General features: G+C 72.0%; 15 protein-coding genes. 3 read left to right on the top strand and 12 right to left on the bottom strand.

Annotation, left to right across the window (positions count from 1 at the left end):
* Positions 1–16: 16 nt before the first annotated feature.
* The 5 genes from pyrE to ABZ371_RS05815 all read right to left on the bottom strand — a co-directional run bounded on the left by pyrE (position 17) and on the right by ABZ371_RS05815 (position 4,808).
* Positions 17–556, bottom strand: coding sequence for an orotate phosphoribosyltransferase (gene pyrE, locus ABZ371_RS05835; protein WP_069172129.1), 540 nt, complete (start codon positions 554–556; stop codon positions 17–19).
* Positions 557–601: 45 nt separating this feature from the next.
* Positions 602–1,396, bottom strand: coding sequence for an aldose 1-epimerase (locus tag ABZ371_RS05830; RefSeq protein ID WP_358674009.1), 795 nt, complete (start codon positions 1,394–1,396; stop codon positions 602–604).
* Positions 1,397–1,566: 170 nt separating this feature from the next.
* Complete coding sequence (locus tag ABZ371_RS05825) at positions 1,567–2,520, bottom strand: SRPBCC domain-containing protein (protein WP_358674007.1); 954 nt, start codon at positions 2,518–2,520, stop codon at positions 1,567–1,569.
* 84 nt (positions 2,521–2,604) lie between these two features.
* Positions 2,605–4,182, bottom strand: coding sequence for a polyamine aminopropyltransferase (locus ABZ371_RS05820; protein WP_358674004.1), 1,578 nt, complete (start codon positions 4,180–4,182; stop codon positions 2,605–2,607).
* A gap of 104 nt (positions 4,183–4,286) precedes the next feature.
* Positions 4,287–4,808 (bottom strand): DUF2617 family protein, encoded by a 522-nt coding sequence (locus ABZ371_RS05815; protein ID WP_358674001.1) that lies wholly within the window; start codon positions 4,806–4,808, stop codon positions 4,287–4,289.
* 727 nt (positions 4,809–5,535) lie between these two features.
* Between ABZ371_RS05815 and ABZ371_RS05810 the strand changes: the two genes are divergently transcribed.
* The gene (locus tag ABZ371_RS05810) at positions 5,536–6,726 is read left to right on the top strand and encodes a pyridoxal phosphate-dependent aminotransferase (protein WP_358673998.1); all 1,191 of its coding nucleotides are present in this window, start codon (positions 5,536–5,538) and stop codon (positions 6,724–6,726) included.
* Positions 6,727–6,808: 82 nt separating this feature from the next.
* On the opposite strand, the gene ABZ371_RS05805 is transcribed toward ABZ371_RS05810, so the two are convergent.
* The 3 genes from ABZ371_RS05805 to clpB form a co-directional block, all read right to left on the bottom strand.
* On the bottom strand, positions 6,809–7,363 hold the full coding sequence (locus tag ABZ371_RS05805; RefSeq protein ID WP_358673996.1) for a YbjN domain-containing protein: 555 nt from the start codon (positions 7,361–7,363) through the stop codon (positions 6,809–6,811).
* Between the two features lie 71 nt (positions 7,364–7,434).
* Positions 7,435–8,703 (bottom strand): MFS transporter, encoded by a 1,269-nt coding sequence (locus ABZ371_RS05800; RefSeq protein WP_358673993.1) that lies wholly within the window; start codon positions 8,701–8,703, stop codon positions 7,435–7,437.
* A gap of 363 nt (positions 8,704–9,066) precedes the next feature.
* Positions 9,067–11,667 (bottom strand): ATP-dependent chaperone ClpB, encoded by a 2,601-nt coding sequence (clpB, locus tag ABZ371_RS05795; protein WP_358673990.1) that lies wholly within the window; start codon positions 11,665–11,667, stop codon positions 9,067–9,069.
* 169 nt (positions 11,668–11,836) lie between these two features.
* On the opposite strand from clpB, the gene ABZ371_RS05790 reads away from it, so the two are divergent.
* Entirely contained in the window at positions 11,837–12,238 is a 402-nt protein-coding gene (locus tag ABZ371_RS05790) for a TIGR03618 family F420-dependent PPOX class oxidoreductase (RefSeq protein ID WP_358673987.1), read from the top strand.
* A 163-nt stretch (positions 12,239–12,401) separates the two neighbouring features.
* On the opposite strand, the gene ABZ371_RS05785 is transcribed toward ABZ371_RS05790, so the two are convergent.
* Both ABZ371_RS05785 and ABZ371_RS05780 read right to left on the bottom strand, forming a co-directional pair.
* Positions 12,402–12,722 (bottom strand): (2Fe-2S)-binding protein, encoded by a 321-nt coding sequence (locus ABZ371_RS05785; RefSeq protein ID WP_358673984.1) that lies wholly within the window; start codon positions 12,720–12,722, stop codon positions 12,402–12,404.
* Positions 12,719–13,012 carry a hypothetical protein gene (locus ABZ371_RS05780; protein ID WP_358673981.1) on the bottom strand — a complete coding sequence of 98 codons (294 nt, stop codon included), beginning with the start codon at positions 13,010–13,012 and terminating at the stop codon, positions 12,719–12,721. The genes ABZ371_RS05785 and ABZ371_RS05780 overlap by 4 nt, the downstream gene beginning before the upstream one ends.
* Before the next feature lie 110 nt (positions 13,013–13,122).
* Here ABZ371_RS05780 and ABZ371_RS05775 point away from each other — a divergent pair, with 110 nt between their 5' ends.
* The gene (locus tag ABZ371_RS05775) at positions 13,123–14,106 is read left to right on the top strand and encodes a helix-turn-helix transcriptional regulator (protein WP_358673978.1); all 984 of its coding nucleotides are present in this window, start codon (positions 13,123–13,125) and stop codon (positions 14,104–14,106) included.
* A gap of 165 nt (positions 14,107–14,271) precedes the next feature.
* Here ABZ371_RS05775 and ABZ371_RS05770 read toward each other — a convergent pair whose 3' ends face one another.
* Together ABZ371_RS05770 and dnaJ are read right to left on the bottom strand one after the other, a co-directional pair.
* Entirely contained in the window at positions 14,272–14,718 is a 447-nt protein-coding gene (locus tag ABZ371_RS05770) for a helix-turn-helix domain-containing protein (protein WP_033296623.1), read from the bottom strand.
* 1 nt (position 14,719) lies between these two features.
* Positions 14,720–15,907, bottom strand: a complete 1,188-nt coding sequence (dnaJ, locus tag ABZ371_RS05765) for a molecular chaperone DnaJ (protein ID WP_358673975.1) — start codon at positions 15,905–15,907, stop codon at positions 14,720–14,722.
* Positions 15,908–16,038 lie beyond the last annotated feature (131 nt).

Here is a 16,038-nt window from a genome sequence, read left to right as displayed (position 1 = left end):
ACGGAGAACCCGCAGGTCAGGACAGTCCGAGGTCCGCCACGGAGTAGACGTTGACGTAAGGGAGACCTGCCTCGGCGATCGCCGGAGCGGCGCCCCGCTCGACGATCACGGCGACGGCGACGACCTCACCGCCGGCCTCACGCACCGCTTCCACCGCCGTCAGCGGCGAACCGCCCGTCGTGGAGGTGTCCTCCACGACGAGGCAGCGACGGCCCTTGACGTCGGTGCCCTCGATCCGGCGCTGCATCCCGTGCGCCTTCTGCGCCTTGCGGACGACGAAGGCGTCCAGGCTCTTCCCCCGGGCGGCCGAGGCGTGCAGCATCGACGTGGCGACCGGGTCGGCGCCCAGCGTCAGGCCGCCCACGCAGTCGTAGTCCAGCTCGGCGGTGGCATCCAGCATCACCTGGCCGACCAGCGGCGCCGCCGTGCCGTCCAGCGTGATCCGGCGCAGGTCGATGTACCAGTCGGCTTCCAGACCCGAGGAGAGGGTCACCTTGCCGTGCACCACGGCCTTGTCCTTGATCTGCTGGAGCAGCTCAGCGCGTACGTCAGTCATGCCCATGAGGGTAACGGCCGGGACCCGGAGCGCCGTGCGGCCGCCTCAGAGCCGCGCCCAGCTCCAGGTCGTCGCCATCTCCAGCGGCTCGATCGGAGTGACCAGCCGGGGGGTCGTGTTCAGGCCGTTCGGCGGTCCGGACTGCGGTTCCACGCACACCGCCTCGGCCTGCTCGTCGTAGACCACCACCCACTCGTCACGGCTCCTGACCGTCAGCTCCAGCTGTCCGGGCCAGGTGAGCTTCACGTCGACGCCGTCCGGCATGCCGAAGCAGTCGTCCCAGGGGCCGGGCCGGGGATCGATGCGCCGGCCGGTCGGGAGGTGGTCGTCGCCCCGCTCCTCCTGCCAGGCCGCGTCGAAGTCGATCCGGACGTCCTGGCCCCCGATGTTCCGGAGGAACCAGGGATGCCAGCCGGCCTGCGCCGGGAAGGAGTCCCCGTAGGTCTCGACGCCGAGGCGGAGTGTCAGCGAGTCCTGTGTCAGTTCGAAGGACTGCGTCACCCGCCCTTCGTACGGCCAGGGGTCGGTCAGGTCGTAGAAGAAGGCCGCCTCCGCGTCGTCCTGACGGGCCGGCTGCCACGCGGTGTCGCGGCCGGTGCCGTGGATGGCGTGAGGCGGTGCGTTCAGGGGCAGTCGGTGCGGTTCGCCACCGTTGCGGAACTGACCGTTCGCGGTGCGGCCGCACCACGGCACCATCGGGAAGCAGCCGTACCGCTCCCCTTGACGCAGCAGTTCGGCACCCCGGACGCGCAGGCTGCTGATCCGGCAGCCATGGACGGGGTCAACGGTCAACTCGGCGTCACCGGCGGTCAGCCGGACGCTCTTCTCAGCTCTGCTCACCCCACGACACTACTGGCGCGGACGAGAGGAGGCCCGCCGTCCCCGCGGATCGGCGCGGCCGTCCCCGTACGTCCGCCCAGCCGCCCTCCGGGATCGGCACCGGTCCCGGGACCGCGGTGCGCGGCACGGTGCCGGGCCGGTGTGAGCCGCCCGGCGAGCCGGGCGCTGCCTCACCGGCGGCGCCGCAACGCCCTGCCGACCACGACGGCGGAGGCGATCACCAGGGCCGCCGCCGGAGCGGCCCAGCGCAGGGCGACACCCGCGGTGCTCGTGTCGGGGGACGGCACGGGCGCGTACCTGCCACGCGGCGGCGCGTGGTCGACCTCCTCCGTGCTGCGGCCGATCATGGTGCGGCGGGCGTGCGCGGCCTCGGCCGGCGGTCCGTCCGGCACGGTGAACTCCAGCTCCGCCGACGGATCGAGCGGCGGGGGCGGCACCGGCGTGTCGAACAACGGCTCCGCGCCCGGAACCTTCTCGTCGGGGGGTGTCTCCCCGGAGTGCGGCCGGTCCGCGAGCGGTTCCTCCGAGCGGGGCTCCTCCGCGGGTGTTCCCCCGGCCGGTGGCTCCTTCGCCGGCAGGTCCTCGCAGGGCGGCCCCGCTTCCCCGGCGGGCGGCGACCCGTCCGCACCGGATGCCGACCGCCCGGCGGGCTCCGCCGCGTCCCCCACCTCGTCGTCCTCGCCCCGGGTGGCCAGGGACTCCGTCACCAACTGCTGCGTCAGGCGGTCCAGCAGGCGGTGCGCCGCCGCCAGCGCGGCGTCCTCCTCCGCGTCCACGATGCGGCCGTCACCGCCCGCCGTCCCGGCGAACTGGATGCTCGTGCCGCCGCCCGCCTCGGTGAGGCCGATCGTCAGGGACAGTTCCGCCGAGCCCGTGCCCCGGGCCTCGACACCCTCCCCCGTGACGGAGAACCGGTCCTCCGTGCCACCGGGCCGCAGGGTCAGCACCCCGCGGTACGTGATCGTGTGACCGCCGACCCGGACCTTCAACCGGCCCGTCAGCGGGCCCGAGGCCGCGTCGGCGTCCTGCTGGAACCCCGGGACGCAGCGCGCCACCCGCACGGGATCACCCAGCGTCCGCCGAAGGGACGCGACCGGGACCGGAACGAACACCTCATGCTCCATATCGTCCGAGCCTACTCAGCCCCGGCCGTCCCGTCAGCCTCCCCCACTCCCGGGCGCCGCACGGGTCCCACCCCTCGCCCTCGGTCACCGGGGTTCTCCGTACCGCGGGTGCACCAGGGTCGACGGGAGGACGCCCGGCGGCCGCAGGAGCTCCGCGGACGGTCCGGCCGCCGCCAGCTCCCGCTCTCCCAGGGACCGCAGCCCGGGTGCCCGCGGGCCGGTGCCGAGCCGCCCCGGCCGGTGCGCGGCGGCCAGCACGAACCCCCAGCCGTGCGGCCCGCCCGGCCCTGCCGGGGAACCGGTGAGCCGTCCCTCGACGCGGTACGGGCGCGTCAGCAGGCCGCCGGCACGCACCGACGCCTCCACCGTCCACAACGTCGTCGGGGCGGCGCCCGGCGCTCCCGCGTGCACCACCAGCCGGCCGCCGGGGGCCAGGGTGCGGGCGACCAGGCCGTAGAACTCGGCGGAGTAGAGCTTGGCGCTCGCCGTGCGGCCCGGGTCGGGCAGGTCCGACACCACCACGTCGTACCGGTCGCGCGTGTCCCGGAGCCAGGTGAACGCGTCCTCGGTGGCCGTCGTCAGCCGCCGGTCCTCGAACGCGTGCCCGTTCAGACCGGAGAGGGCGGGGTCCGTGCGGGCCAGCCGGGTGACCACCGGGTCGAGTTCGACGACGACGACGGACTCGACGTCCGGATAGCGCAGCGCCTCGCGGGCGGCCAGCCCGTCACCCCCGCCGAGGATGAGCACCCGCCGGTGGGCCCCGTTCATCGCCGGGTGCACCAGGGCCTCGTGGTAGCGGTACCCGTCGCGGGAACTGACACGCAGCCGGCCGTCCAGATAGAGGCCGAGCGAGCCCCGTCCGGCCCCGGTGAGCACCACCTCCTGCACCTCCGTCCGCACGGCGACCCGCACATCGGCGCCGTACACCGCGCGCCGCGCCGCCCTCTCGAAGTCGTCGACGAGCAGCGACGCCGTGGCCAGCAGGGCGATCACCGCGACGTTGACGACGATCAGCAGCCGGCGCGGCCCGGGTCCGAGGTCCCGCCGGAACACGCACAGCACCAGCGCACCGCCCGCGGCGGCGTTGACCGCGCCGGTGAACAGGGCGCCGGAGAGCTGTCCCATCATCGGAAGGAGGAGGAACGGGAAGGCGAGGCCCCCGACCAGCGCGCCGACGTAGTCGGCGGCGAACAGGTCCGCCACGGCGCCGCCCGCGTCCTGCCGGTCGACCCGCTGGATCAGTGTCATCAGCAGGGGGATCTCCGCGCCGATCAGGACGCCGATGACCAGTGAGAACCCCACGAGCGCGCACCGCGACTCCCCGAGCCACGCGAAGGAGGCGTACAGGACGAGCGCCGAGGCCCCGCCGACGAGCGCGAGGGCGGCTTCGATCAGCCCGAACCCGACGGCGGCACGGCCGCGCAGGCGTTTGGCGAAGAGCGAGCCGATCCCCATCGCGAACACCATGACGGAGAGCACCACGGACGCCTGGGTGACGGAGTCGCCGACGAGGTACGAGGCCAGCGCGACGAGCTCCAGCTCGTACACCAGCCCGCACGCGGCGCAGACGAAGACCACGGCCAGCACGAGGAAGCGGCCGGTCCTGGGCCGCACCGGAAGCGGCGTCGCGCTCCCACTCCGCGGCACCTCGTGGTCGATCATGAAACAGACGCTACGTGACGTAAACGTCGCGGATTGTCACCCACACGGGTGTAACTGCGGCACCACCGCGCACACCCGCCGCCGCACGGCCCCACCACCGCGGCTCAGGGCACCGGCGCCGCCGTCCGCACACCCACCCGGGTCCGGGTCACCACCAACTGCCCCTCCTGCGGATACGCGTGCCAGGTACGCCACCTCACCTGGCCCTCCGTGCACTGCGCCAGCATCGCCGTGAAGGCGTACGGGCTGCCGGGGAAGGTCCCCGCGAGGCCGTGCGGATGGTCGGCCACCAGCGCGAGCAGCTCCTGCGCGCGCCCCGCGAACGAGCCCTCGGAGAGCGTCTCCACGCGTGCCGCGAACTCGTACTCCCAGTCGCCCAGCCGCTCGGCGACGGCGAGCGGCAGGGGCGTGCTGCTGCCGGGCATGCAGGCCACGGTCTCGGAGCAGGTGCCCTGCTCCTCCTCGAGCAGCACCTGATGGGAGGCTCCGAGCAGCCTGAGCTGCAGCTCGGCCCCGGCGAGCCGCAGGTCCAGGACGGCGAGGGCGGGCAGCGGTTCACGCCCCAGCGTCCAGGCCAGATCGGCGGCGCGGGTATCGGAATAGGCGGTCTGGAGGGTCGTGAGCATGGGTCGGCTCCGCAAACACATGGACACGTGGACAGGAGGCGCCCCCGGTGCGGCGCACGTGGGGGAGGGGAACGCCCGATCCGGTCCAACTGGGGTCCGGGGGCTGAATGTTCTCCAACGAGGGAATCACGAAGTACCCGCACTCGCAGCGCTTTTACCCAACTTGACGTGGTTTCCATCCCTCAGGGGGCCGCCCGGTTCACGTGTTCCCCGTGCACCAACGGAGAGGTGCCCGGCGGGAGTTCGACCCGCCGGGCACCTCAAAGGCGATTCCGCCCCGCCGCGGGCGCGGCCGGAGAGGGGAGTCTCCCCTCAGTCCCCACCGCCACCGCCGCCGCCACAGCCGCCCCCGCCTCCGCAGGAGTGACCGCCGCCCCCGCACGAGTGCCCACCGGAGTGGCCGGACCCGCACGAGTGGCCCCCGGAATGGCCGGACCCGCTGTCACCGCTCCACCAGCTGCCCCCGTCGGCACCGCCGCCCGGCCGCCGCCGGCCGCCCCGCCTGTTCCGGGCCGCCAAGGGGTCTCCCCCGCCGCCCGAAGCCACCACGAGCACGATGACGAACACGAGCACCACCGCGCCCACCACGATGAGAAAGCCCATCGACCTCACGTCCCTCTCTCCCCCGAAGCGAGGTCCCCGCTTCTGCTGAAGGGGGGATCCCCCTACCGCGCCGGCGTCAAAGCGGACTTGAGCAACTCCAGAGCTTCGGCACAGGATGACGGCCATGACACAGGGACCGCAGGGACGACCACTGCTCAACCGCCGCCTGACCGCGTTCGGCACGACGATCTTCGCGGAGATGTCCGCGCTCGCCGCACGGACCGGCTCGATCAACCTCGGCCAGGGCTTCCCCGACACCGACGGCCCCGAGGAGGTCCGTGAGGCCGCGGTCCGCGCGCTGCGGGCCGGACACGGGAACCAGTACCCGCCGGGCTCCGGCGTCCCCGAGCTGCGCAGCGCCGTCACGGAGCACCAGCGACGCCTGTACGGCCTCACGTACGACCCCGACACGGAGGTCCTGGTCACCACGGGCGCCACCGAGGCCGTGGCCGCCGCGCTGCTGGCGCTCCTGGAGCCCGGCGACGAGGTCATCGCCCTGGAGCCCTACTACGACTCCTACGCCGCCTGCATCGCCATGGCGGGCGGAACCAGGGTCCCCGTCACCCTGCGCCCGCACGACGGCGCCTACGCACTCGACCTCGACGAGCTCCGCGCCGCCGTCACGCCCCGGACCCGGCTGATCCTGCTCAACACACCGCACAACCCCACGGGCACCGTCCTGACCCGCGCCGAACTGGCCGCCGTCGCCGAACTGGCCTGCGAGCGCGATCTGCTCGTCATCACCGACGAGGTGTACGAGCACCTGGTCTTCGAGGGCGAGCACATCCCGCTGGCCTCCTTCCCCGGCATGCGGGAGCGCACGGTCACCGTGAGCAGTGCCGGCAAGACGTTCTCGTTCACCGGCTGGAAGGTCGGCTGGATCACCGCGAGCAGGGAACTGGTCACCGCGGTCCGCTCCGTCAAGCAGTTCCTGACGTACGTCTCCGGCGGCCCCCTCCAGTACGCCGTGGCCGAGGCGCTCCGGCTCCCCGCCGGCTACTTCGACGACCTGCGGGCGGACCTGCGCACCAAGCGGGACCTGCTGGTCAGCGGCCTCGCCGACGCCGGGTTCGGGGTCCGCGCACCCGCCGGCACCTACTTCGTCACCACCGACATCCGGCCCCTCGGCGGTGGGTCCGACGGCTTCGCCTTCTGCCGCGAGCTGCCCGGGCGGTGCGGCGTGGTGGCCATCCCGAACGCCGTCTTCTACGACCACCGCGACGAGGGCGCGCCCTTCGTCCGCTTCGCGTTCTGCAAGCGGACGGAGGTGCTCGCCGAGGCGGTCACCCGCCTGAAGGGCCTCACGGCGCGCTGACGCGGCCCGCACACGCGAAGGCCCGGCACGGAGGTGGTCGCGACGACCATCCACGGGCCGGGCCTTCGGCGTGGTGCCGCGATCAGCCCTCCGCGCCCTGCTCGGTGCCCTCGCCCTCGCCCTGCTTCCCGCCGGGCTCCAGGCCCAGGCGGTCCACGAGCCACTTGTCGAACTCGATGGAGGCCCGGACCCAGCTGACCGTCGAGGAGACGAAGTGCTCCAGGCTGACGCCGGTGCCGATGAGCATCTGCGCCTCACCGATCAGCCGGACGGAGGCGGCCGCGCCCTCCTCGCCCTCGTGGGAGTGCGTGTAGACCTTGGGCCACAGGGTGCGGCGGTTCCAGTCGTCGATGGCGTCCAGGAGGACGGGGCGCTGGTCCAGCGCGTGGGGGCGGTCGTAGAACGTGCGGACCGAGAAGACCTGCTGCTCCTCCTCGCCGCGGAACATGAAGTACGTGCGGAACTCTTCCCACGGCGCGGCGAGGTCGCCCTCGTCGTCGACGACGTACTTCAGCTCCATCTGCTCCAGGAGCTGCTTGACGAGGTCCTGGTCAGGGACCACGGGACCCTCGGGTCCTGCCGCCTGCGGCTCGGGCTGGCCCCCGAAGTTGGGGATCGAGGACGGGTCGATAGACATCGCTGGGTACTCCTGTGGATCGCTCGTGGTTTCCTGCCATCGACCCTAGCCGCGATCGGCGGCCCGTAGTCCTACGCCCTCAGTGGAATCCTTCCCGCCGCCGCCCCCCGGGCCCGCGACCAGGCGACGGCCACCAGGACGGCGCAGAGCGTACCGAGCACTCCGGCTCCTCCGATCGTGTCCGCCGAGGACCCCGAGAGCTCCGCCGCCAGTCCGCCCGCCGCCACACCGACGCCCTGCATCGCCGTCAGGCCCGACCTGACCAAGCCGAGCGCCTGGCCGCGCTGGTCGACCGGGGTGAGCAGGACGAAGGTGGCCCCCGCGGTGATCTGGTAGGCGGAGCAGATGCCCGACACCAGCAGCAGGACGAGGGCCGTCGCGAGGCCGGGGCCGGCCCAGTACACGAGCAGCGGCACGTTCGCCCCGACCGCCAGGGGCCCGAGCAGGCGCCGCCGCCCCTCGTCCCCGACGCTCGCCCGCCCCAGCAGAGCGGCGCCCAGCACCATGCCGGCCGGATGCGCGGCGAGCAGGAGCCCGACCGCGGCGGTACCGGCGCCCGCCTCGGCCGCGAAGGGGGCCGCCAGCCCCTCCGGCAGCACGATGAAGCCCGCCAGCCACCCGAGGCCGACGAGTGCCCGCAGGCGGGGGTCGGCCCAGATGAGCGCGGCCGCGCTGCCCACCTGCGTGTGCAGCCGCTTCGGCCGCGCCCCGGCGCCGCCCACCACCGGCCGGGCCTTCACGCCGGTCCTGATCAGGACCGCGGACAGCAGGAAGCTCGCCGCGTTCAGTCCCAGGGAGAGGTGGCTGCCCAGCCACACGACGAGCACACCGCCGACGGCGAAACCGACCAGCTGCCCGGCCTGGTGGGTGATCAGCATGACCCGCTGCCCCCGCTCGTACCGGTCCGTCCCGAGCACGGTCGGCAGGAGGGCGCCCTGCGCGGCGCCGAACGGCGCCTCGGCGAGCTGTGCCAGCACGAGCAGCCCGGCCAGCAGCGGGAGCGGGGTGCCCGGCAGGGCCATCAGCCCGACGATGGCCCCGCGCACCAGGTCGCAGGCGACCATGACCGTCCGCCGGGGGAACCGGTCCGCGAGGCCGGACAGCAGCACCCCGGAGAGCAGGGCCGGCAGGGTGGTCAGGGCGTAGGTCGCCGCCGTCCAGCCCGCCGACTCGGTGCGTTCGAAAACCAGCAGTGACAGCGCCACACGCGCCAACTGGTCACCGAGGACCGACTGAGCATAAGCCCCCCACAGAGTACGGAATTCGCTGAGGCGAATAAGGCTGCCGCTTCCGCGATCCGTCGGGTCCGGGCTTATCTCGTCAGGTATCCGATCGGTCATGCGCGTACCTTACCGGCTGCCGAATTCGCCGTACGCCTTCCCGCCGCTCCGCAAAAGGGTCCGGAGTGTGTCGATATCGCGGAGACTTTGCCGCCGCCCGCAGAGAGATCTCGCTTCCGTTCAGGGAAGGGAATATGTATCGGCCGGGCACAAAGAAGCCCGGCAACGAGCCGCACCTCAGCCATTCGGCCACGGAATGGATATTTTCGGCTCGTTCTCGCCGGGCCCGCCGACGCGCGCACCGGGCGTTCCGCGACGGCCCGGCGTCCGACGGGTGGCGGGCACACGAGATCGATGCCCGCGTCCCGGCCGGACACACGCGTGTCCCCGGCCGGGAACCCCGGCCGGGGACACGCCCCTGGGCTACAGGACCTTCGCCGGCCTCAGCGGCTCCACGAGGAGCCCGTCCCCGGCGCGGTCGACCCGGACCGTGTCTCCGTCCCGGACCTCGCCCGCGAGGATCTCCTTGGCGAGGCGGTCACCGATCGCGGTCTGGATCAGCCGGCGCAGCGGCCGCGCGCCGTACGCCGGGTCGTTGCCCTCCACGGCCAGCCAGGCGAGCGCCTCGTCGGTGACGTCGAGGTGGATCCGGCGGTCGGACAGCCGCTGGGCGAGGCGGGCCACCTGGAGCCCCGCGATGTGGGCCAGCTCGTCACCGGACAGGGCGGAGAAGACGACCAGGTCGTCGAGCCGGTTGAGGAACTCGGGCTTGAACGACGCCCGCACGACCTCCAGCACCTGCTCCTTCTTCACCTCGGGTTCCGTCAGGGGATCCACGAGGAACTGACTGCCCAGGTTCGACGTCAGGACCAGGATGGTGTTGCGGAAGTCCACCGTCCGGCCCTGCCCGTCGGTGAGCCGGCCGTCGTCCAGCACCTGGAGCAGGACGTCGAAGACCTCGGGGTGCGCCTTCTCCACCTCGTCCAGCAGGACGACGCTGTAGGGGCGGCGGCGCACCGCCTCGGTGAGCTGGCCGCCCTCCTCGTAACCGACGTAACCGGGCGGCGCGCCGACGAGGCGGGCGACGCTGTGCTTCTCGCCGTACTCGCTCATGTCGATGCGGATCATGGCCCGCTCGTCGTCGAACAGGAAGTCCGCCAGCGCCTTGGCCAGCTCGGTCTTACCGACACCGGTCGGCCCGAGGAAGAGGAACGAGCCGGTGGGCCGGTCCGGGTCGGCGATACCCGCGCGGGTGCGGCGCACCGCGTCCGACACGGAGCGGACGGCCTCGGTCTGGCCGATCAGCCGCCGGCCCAGCTCGGACTCCATGCGCAGGAGCTTCTGGGTCTCACCCTCCAGGAGCCGCCCGGCGGGGATGCCGGTCCAGGCACCGACGACGTCGGCGATGTCGTCCGGGCCGACCTCCTCCTTGACCATCGTGTCCTGGGAGGCCTCCTGCTCGGCCTCGTCCGCCTCGGCCAGCTCGCGTTCCAGGCCGGGGATCTCCCCGTACAGCAGCTTGGACGCGGTGTCGAAGTCGCCGTCCCGCTGGGCGCGTTCGGCTTGTCCCCGCAGGTCGTCGAGGCGTTCCTTGAGCTCACCGACGCGGTTGAGGCCCTGCTTCTCCTTCTCCCAGCGGGCGGTCAGGCCACGCAGCTCCTCCTCCTTGTCCGCGAGGTCGCGGCGGATCTTCTCGAGGCGCTGCCTGGAGCCCTCGTCGCTCTCGTTCCTGAGCGCCAGTTCCTCCATGTGCAGCCGGTCCACCGCGCGCTGGAGTTCGTCGATCTCCAGGGGCGAGGAGTCGATCTCCATCCGGAGCCGCGAGGCCGCCTCGTCGACCAGGTCGATGGCCTTGTCGGGGAGGAAGCGGGAGGTGATGTAGCGGTCGGAGAGGGTCGCGGCGGCCACCAGCGAGGAGTCCGCGATCTGCACCTTGTGGTGGGCCTCGTAGCGGCCCTTGAGCCCGCGCAGGATCGCGATGGTGTCCTCGACGGACGGCTCGGCGACCAGCACCTGCTGGAAGCGGCGCTCCAGCGCGGGGTCCTTCTCGATGCGCTCGCGGTACTCGTCCAGGGTGGTCGCGCCGACCATGCGGAGCTCCCCGCGGGCGAGCATCGGCTTGAGCATGTTTCCGGCGTCCATCGCGGAGTCCCCGCCGGCGCCCGCGCCGACGACCGTGTGCAGCTCGTCGATGAACGTGATGATCTGCCCGTCGCTCTCCTTGATCTCGGACAGCACGGTCTTGAGGCGCTCCTCGAACTCGCCGCGGTACTTGGCGCCCGCGACCATCGCGCCGAGGTCCAGGGAGACGAGCCGCTTGTTCCTCAGGGACTCGGGGACGTCACCCTTGACGATGCGCTGGGCGAGCCCTTCGACGACGGCCGTCTTGCCGACGCCGGGCTCGCCGATGAGGACCGGGTTGTTCTTCGTCCGGCGCGACAGCACCTGCACGACGCGGCGGATCTCCTGGTCCCGGCCGATGACCGGGTCCAGCTTCCCTTCGCGCGCGGCGGCCGTGAAGTCGGTGCCGAACTTCTCCAGGGCCTTGTACTGGCCCTCGGGGTCGGGAGTGGTCACCCGGCGCCCTCCCCTGCTCTTCTCGAAGGCGTCCAGCAGCTTCTTCGCACCGGCTCCCTGTCCGTCCAGGATCTCACCGGCACGGCCGCCCTTCGCCGCGATGGCGATCAGCAGGTGCTCGGTGGACAGGTAGTCGTCACCGAGCTCCTTCGCCCGCCGGTCGGCGTCGGCGATGACGGCGAGCAGGTCGCGGTTGGGCTGCGGAGGCGCCACGGTCGATCCGGTGACGCTGGGCAGGGCGCCCAGGAGCCTTTCGGTCTCCGTGCGCACGGCCACCTGGTCGGCGTCGACGGCGGCCAGCAGATCGGTGATGTTGGCGTTGTCCTCACCCGCGAGCAGCGCGAGCAGCAGGTGCCCGGGGGTGAGATCGGGGTGCCCGTCCTTGACGGCCCTGCTGGTGGCCGCGTTGAGGGCGTCCCGGCTCTTGTTGGTCAGCTCGGCGTCCACGGGCTCTGTCTCCTCCTCGTACTGGTGTCTCCGGCCTGGGGAGCTACGGCTCTCACGACTATGACTCTCACAACGAGTACAAAGTTGAGTCTATTCCACTCAAGCCGGAACCGGGCGCCTCACGCCTACCCCGTCGCTCCTTCGGCAGCCCTCTCTCTAGGCTGGCCCCATGCCTGACGTACGCAACCCCGGACCCGAGTACCTCGCCTTCTGGCGGGAGCGCCACGTGTGCACGCTGACGACCCTGCGCCCCGACGGCACGCCGCACGTCGTGCCGGTCGGCGTGACGTACGACCCGGACACCCGGACGGCGCGGGTCATCACCAACAGGAACAGCCGGAAGGTCGCCCACGTCCTCGCGGCCGGCCCGGAAGGGGCGCGCGTCGCGGTCTGCCAGATGCAGGGACGCCGCTGGGCGACCCTGGAAGGCCGCGCGACGGTCCGCACGGACCCCGGCGAGGTGGACGACGCGGTACGCCGCTACGCGGAGCGGTACGAGCGCACGCCGTCGCCCAACCCGGACCGGATCGTCATCGAGATCGCCGTGGACAGGGCGCTGGGAAAGGGCTGACGCCCACCGGCCCGTTCCCTTTTCCGCGGAATTTCGGCCCGGCCTTTCCCGGCCCTTTCTCTTTTCCGTCTCCGGACAGCACAACGGCGCCACCGTGTCAGGTCACGATGGCGCCGTTGTGTGGGGGAAGCGCCTGAACGACATGGAACGACGGGGGAATCGTTCAGGCACTGCGGGGGGTGGCGGAAATGGCTTCTTGGTCGAACAGTTCGTGGTCGCGCTGATCAAGATTGACGAAAATCATTCCGTACCTGACGGCACAGCGAACCGGTTGCGGCGCACCTCGCGGACGGCGGAGGCAGCGATAGGCGCGGATGTCCTCGTCCGTCTCCATCACGACGACGATCGGCTGTCCGAACAGGGTGACCATCAACGAATCGCCCTGGCGGGTCAGTGCCGTGAGCAGATCGATGAAGTGCCACCCTGAGCGATACGCCGTGGCCATCTCCCGCCGGAAGGTGCGGTCGTCCGGTGGGGTGGTCATGCGGCGGTACCGGTCGGGGCGGCCCATCCGATGTCCGTCGGAGAAGACCAGCCGATGTCGGTCGGAGAAGACCAGCCGATGTCACCCCGGCCGCTCACGGGAGCGATCCAGCCGATGTCGGCCGGCGTTGCCGCCTGCACGTTCCAGCCGATGTCACCCGGCGCAGCAGCCGCCTCACTGTTCCAGCCGATGTCGCCCGCACCCGACAGCCCGAAACCCATGGCCGCGACGAACGTGGCGGCAAGCGCCGAGCGAAGCATTCGCTTGTACATAGTCGGCTTCGTCCTCACTTGTGGATTCTTCTCCCCCGCACTGAAGACGATGTCTCACCTGGGCACTCGAACACCACCGAGTCGATGCATCATGTTCCTGCAAGTTCAGGAACCTGGGGGGTGGAGATATGCGCTCAAGTACCACAAAACCGACACATCCTCACGGGATTGCGGATCTATGTGAGGATGGAGCGCGTCTTTACGCCATCGCCCTGCGCAGCGGCCGCATCGCACGCGCCGAAGTCGAACCGGCTCCGTGCCTGATCGAGTTCGCCCTGCTGCACCCCGATCCCGACGCCTCGGACTGGCTCCGCCCCGTCGCACCGTCGGCCGCCCTCGCCCAGCACATGCATCCCATAGAGCGCGAGATCCAGGAACGCCGGAGGCACTCCCTGGCCCTGGCCGAGTGCTTCGAGCCATTCATGGACATCAGCGCCCAGGGCCCGTCGACCACCCACTCCATCACCGTGCTGGAGGGCGTCAACCGGATCAACGCCTCCCTCGATCTCGCCACCGCGGAATGCCGTTCCGAAGTCCTCACCGTCCAGCCGGGAGGCGGAAGGCCCGAGGACAGCCTCAGCAAATCGCTCGAACGGGGCCTGTCGGTCGTCCACCGGGGCGTCAAGATCCGCACGCTGTACCAGCACACCGCACGCCACAGCCAGAGCACGCTGGCCTACGCCGAGCGCATGGCCGGCGACCACGTGGAGATCCGGACACTCGAAGAGCTGATAGAGCGTCTGATCGTCTTCGATCGTACCGTCGCCTTCATCCCGGCCCAGGACGACCGCATGGTCGCCCTGGAGCTGCGCCACCCCGGCCTGGTCGAATACCTCGCCAAGGTCTTCGAGCAGTTGTGGACCAGGGCGGCCCCCCTGCTCGAGGAGATCAGGTACGGGCCGACGCCCGAGGGGATCAGTGGCGTCCAGCGCTCCATCGCCCAGCTCCTCGTCGAAGGACACGTGGACGACTCCATCGCCCGGCGGCTCGGCATGAACGTCCGCACCTGCCGGGCCCACGTCGCCAAGCTGTCGGCCACGCTCGGCAGCACCAGCCGCGCCCAGCTCGGCTACCTGATCGCACGCTCCGGAATCCTGGAACAGGGCGGCTGACGTCCGGGCAGGGGCGTCCGGGCAGGGGCGTCCGGGCACAAGGCGCCCTCGCCCGAGGCGTCCGGGCTCCCGCCGTGCGGCCCGTGTCCGGACGCACGGAAGGCAGGACCCCCGGACGGGTGATCCTGCCTCCTGCGCGCGGAGCCGGAGCCGTGCGGCCCGGCCTCAGTCCTTCGGCCTCTTGGGCCGCCAGACCACCAGTGCACCGGCCTGCTGCACGTCCTGATAGGGCACCAGGTCGCGCCGGTAGGAGGCGTGCACCTGGGCCTCGCGCTGCTGCATGGCCACGGCCGCGCCGTCCACGGCCGCCGAGAGCTCGGCGACACGCTGCTGGAGGGCGGCCACCTGGTTCTCCAGCTCGATGATGCGCTTGATGCCCGCGAGGTTGATGCCCTCGTCCTGCGACAGCTGCTGCACGGTGCGCAGCAGCTCGATGTCGCGGGCCGAGTAGCGCCGGCCGCGTCCGGCCGTGCGGTCGGGCGAGACGAGGCCGAGGCGGTCGTACTGGCGCAGTGTCTGCGGGTGCAGGCCCGAGAGCTGGGCCGCGATCGAGATCACGTAGACCGGTGATTCGTCCGTCAGCTGGTACGGATTGCGTCGACGGCCGTCCATCTCAAGCTCCCTTCGCAGCCTGGAACAGCTCCGCCCGCGGGTCCTCCCCCGCGGTCGCCTTCCGGTAGGCCTCCAGCGCGTCCTGCGCCTCCGGGCCGAGGTCCTTGGGTACGGAGACCTCGACGGTGACCAGGAGGTCGCCCCGGGTCCCGTCCTTGCGCACGGCACCCTTGCCGCGGGCCCGCATCGTACGCCCGTTGGGGGTGCCGGGCGGGAGTTTCAGGGTCACGGGCGGCCCGCCGAGCGTGGGTACCTTCACCTCACCGCCGAGTGCCGCCTCCACGAAGGTGACGGGCACCGTGACCGTGAGGTTGTCGCCCTTGCGGCCGAAGACCGGATGGGCGTCGACGTGGACGACGACGTAGAGGTCGCCGGCCGGGCCGCCCCGCTCGCCCGGGCTGCCCTTGCCGCGCAGCCTGATGCGCTGGCCGTCCAGCACCCCCGCCGGGATGCGGACCTGCATGGTGCGCGCCGACTTCGCTCGGCCGCTGCCCTTGCAGACCTCGCAGGGGTCCTGGGCGATCAGACCCCGGCCCTTGCAGTCCACGCAGGGGTCGGTGAGCGAGAAGCCGCCGCCGGTCCCGCGCGACACCTGGCCGGTCCCGACACAGGTCGGGCACACCCTGGGGGTGCCGTTCTTGTCGCCGGTGCCCGAACATGCCTTGCACGGGGCCTGGCTGGACATCCGCAGCGGGACCGTGGCCCCGTCCACGGCCTCCGTGAAGCTGAGCGTGACCTCGGACTCGATGTCCTGGCCGCGGCGCGGCTGGACACGGGTGCCCGTGCCGCCGCGGTTGAACAGCCCGCCGAAGACGTCGCCGAGGCCGCCGCCACCGCCGAATCCGCCGGCACCGCCGCCCGGGGCACCGCCGGGGGCGCCCCCGAAGAGGTCGCCCAGGTCGAAGTTGAAGTTGCCGCCCGCGCCACCGGGGCCCGCCCGGAAGCCGCCGTTGCCGAAGAGGGCGCGCGCCTCGTCGTATTCCTTGCGCCGCTTGGGGTCACCGAGGACGTCGTTCGCCTCGGAGATCTCCTTGAAGCGTTCCTCCGCCTTGGAGTCGCCCTTGTTGGCGTCCGGGTGGAACTCGCGGGCGAGTTTCCGGTACGCCTTCTTGACCTCGGCGTCGGTGGCGTCCTTGGGGACGCCGAGGACCTTGTAGTAGTCCTTCTCGACGAAGTCCTTCGTGCTCATCGACGTCCCTCCTTCCGGACGATCGGCCGTGGGGGGGGGGCCCGGGCGGGCCCGCCCCCCCCCCCGGGGGGGCCCCCCGGGGGCGGGGGGGCGGGCGACGCAGAGGGGGCCGCCCCGCGCCACCCACAGAC

The sequence above is a fragment of the Streptomyces sp. NPDC005899 genome (assembly GCF_040629645.1).
Lineage (GTDB): Bacteria > Actinomycetota > Actinomycetes > Streptomycetales > Streptomycetaceae > Streptomyces.
The sequence above is the reverse complement of the archived record's forward strand: the minus strand, read 5'-3'. Positions and strand labels throughout refer to the sequence as shown.

Bases quoted from the DNA above. Each gene is read 5' to 3' on its own strand.
- pyrE (WP_069172129.1), bottom strand. From the start codon at position 556: ATGACTGACGTACGCGCTGAGCTGCTCCAGCAGATCAAGGACAAGGCC.
- ABZ371_RS05825 (WP_358674007.1), bottom strand. From the start codon at position 2,520: ATGGAGCATGAGGTGTTCGTTCCGGTCCCGGTCGCGTCCCTTCGGCGG.
- ABZ371_RS05820 (WP_358674004.1), bottom strand. From the start codon at position 4,182: ATGATCGACCACGAGGTGCCGCGGAGTGGGAGCGCGACGCCGCTTCCG.
- ABZ371_RS05815 (WP_358674001.1), bottom strand. From the start codon at position 4,808: ATGCTCACGACCCTCCAGACCGCCTATTCCGATACCCGCGCCGCCGAT.
- ABZ371_RS05810 (WP_358673998.1), top strand. From the start codon at position 5,536: ATGACACAGGGACCGCAGGGACGACCACTGCTCAACCGCCGCCTGACC.
- ABZ371_RS05805 (WP_358673996.1), bottom strand. From the start codon at position 7,363: ATGTCTATCGACCCGTCCTCGATCCCCAACTTCGGGGGCCAGCCCGAG.
- ABZ371_RS05800 (WP_358673993.1), bottom strand. From the start codon at position 8,703: ATGACCGATCGGATACCTGACGAGATAAGCCCGGACCCGACGGATCGC.
- ABZ371_RS05790 (WP_358673987.1), top strand. From the start codon at position 11,837: ATGCCTGACGTACGCAACCCCGGACCCGAGTACCTCGCCTTCTGGCGG.
- ABZ371_RS05785 (WP_358673984.1), bottom strand. From the start codon at position 12,722: ATGACCACCCCACCGGACGACCGCACCTTCCGGCGGGAGATGGCCACG.
- ABZ371_RS05775 (WP_358673978.1), top strand. From the start codon at position 13,123: ATGCGCTCAAGTACCACAAAACCGACACATCCTCACGGGATTGCGGAT.
- ABZ371_RS05770 (WP_033296623.1), bottom strand. From the start codon at position 14,718: ATGGACGGCCGTCGACGCAATCCGTACCAGCTGACGGACGAATCACCG.
- dnaJ (WP_358673975.1), bottom strand. From the start codon at position 15,907: ATGAGCACGAAGGACTTCGTCGAGAAGGACTACTACAAGGTCCTCGGC.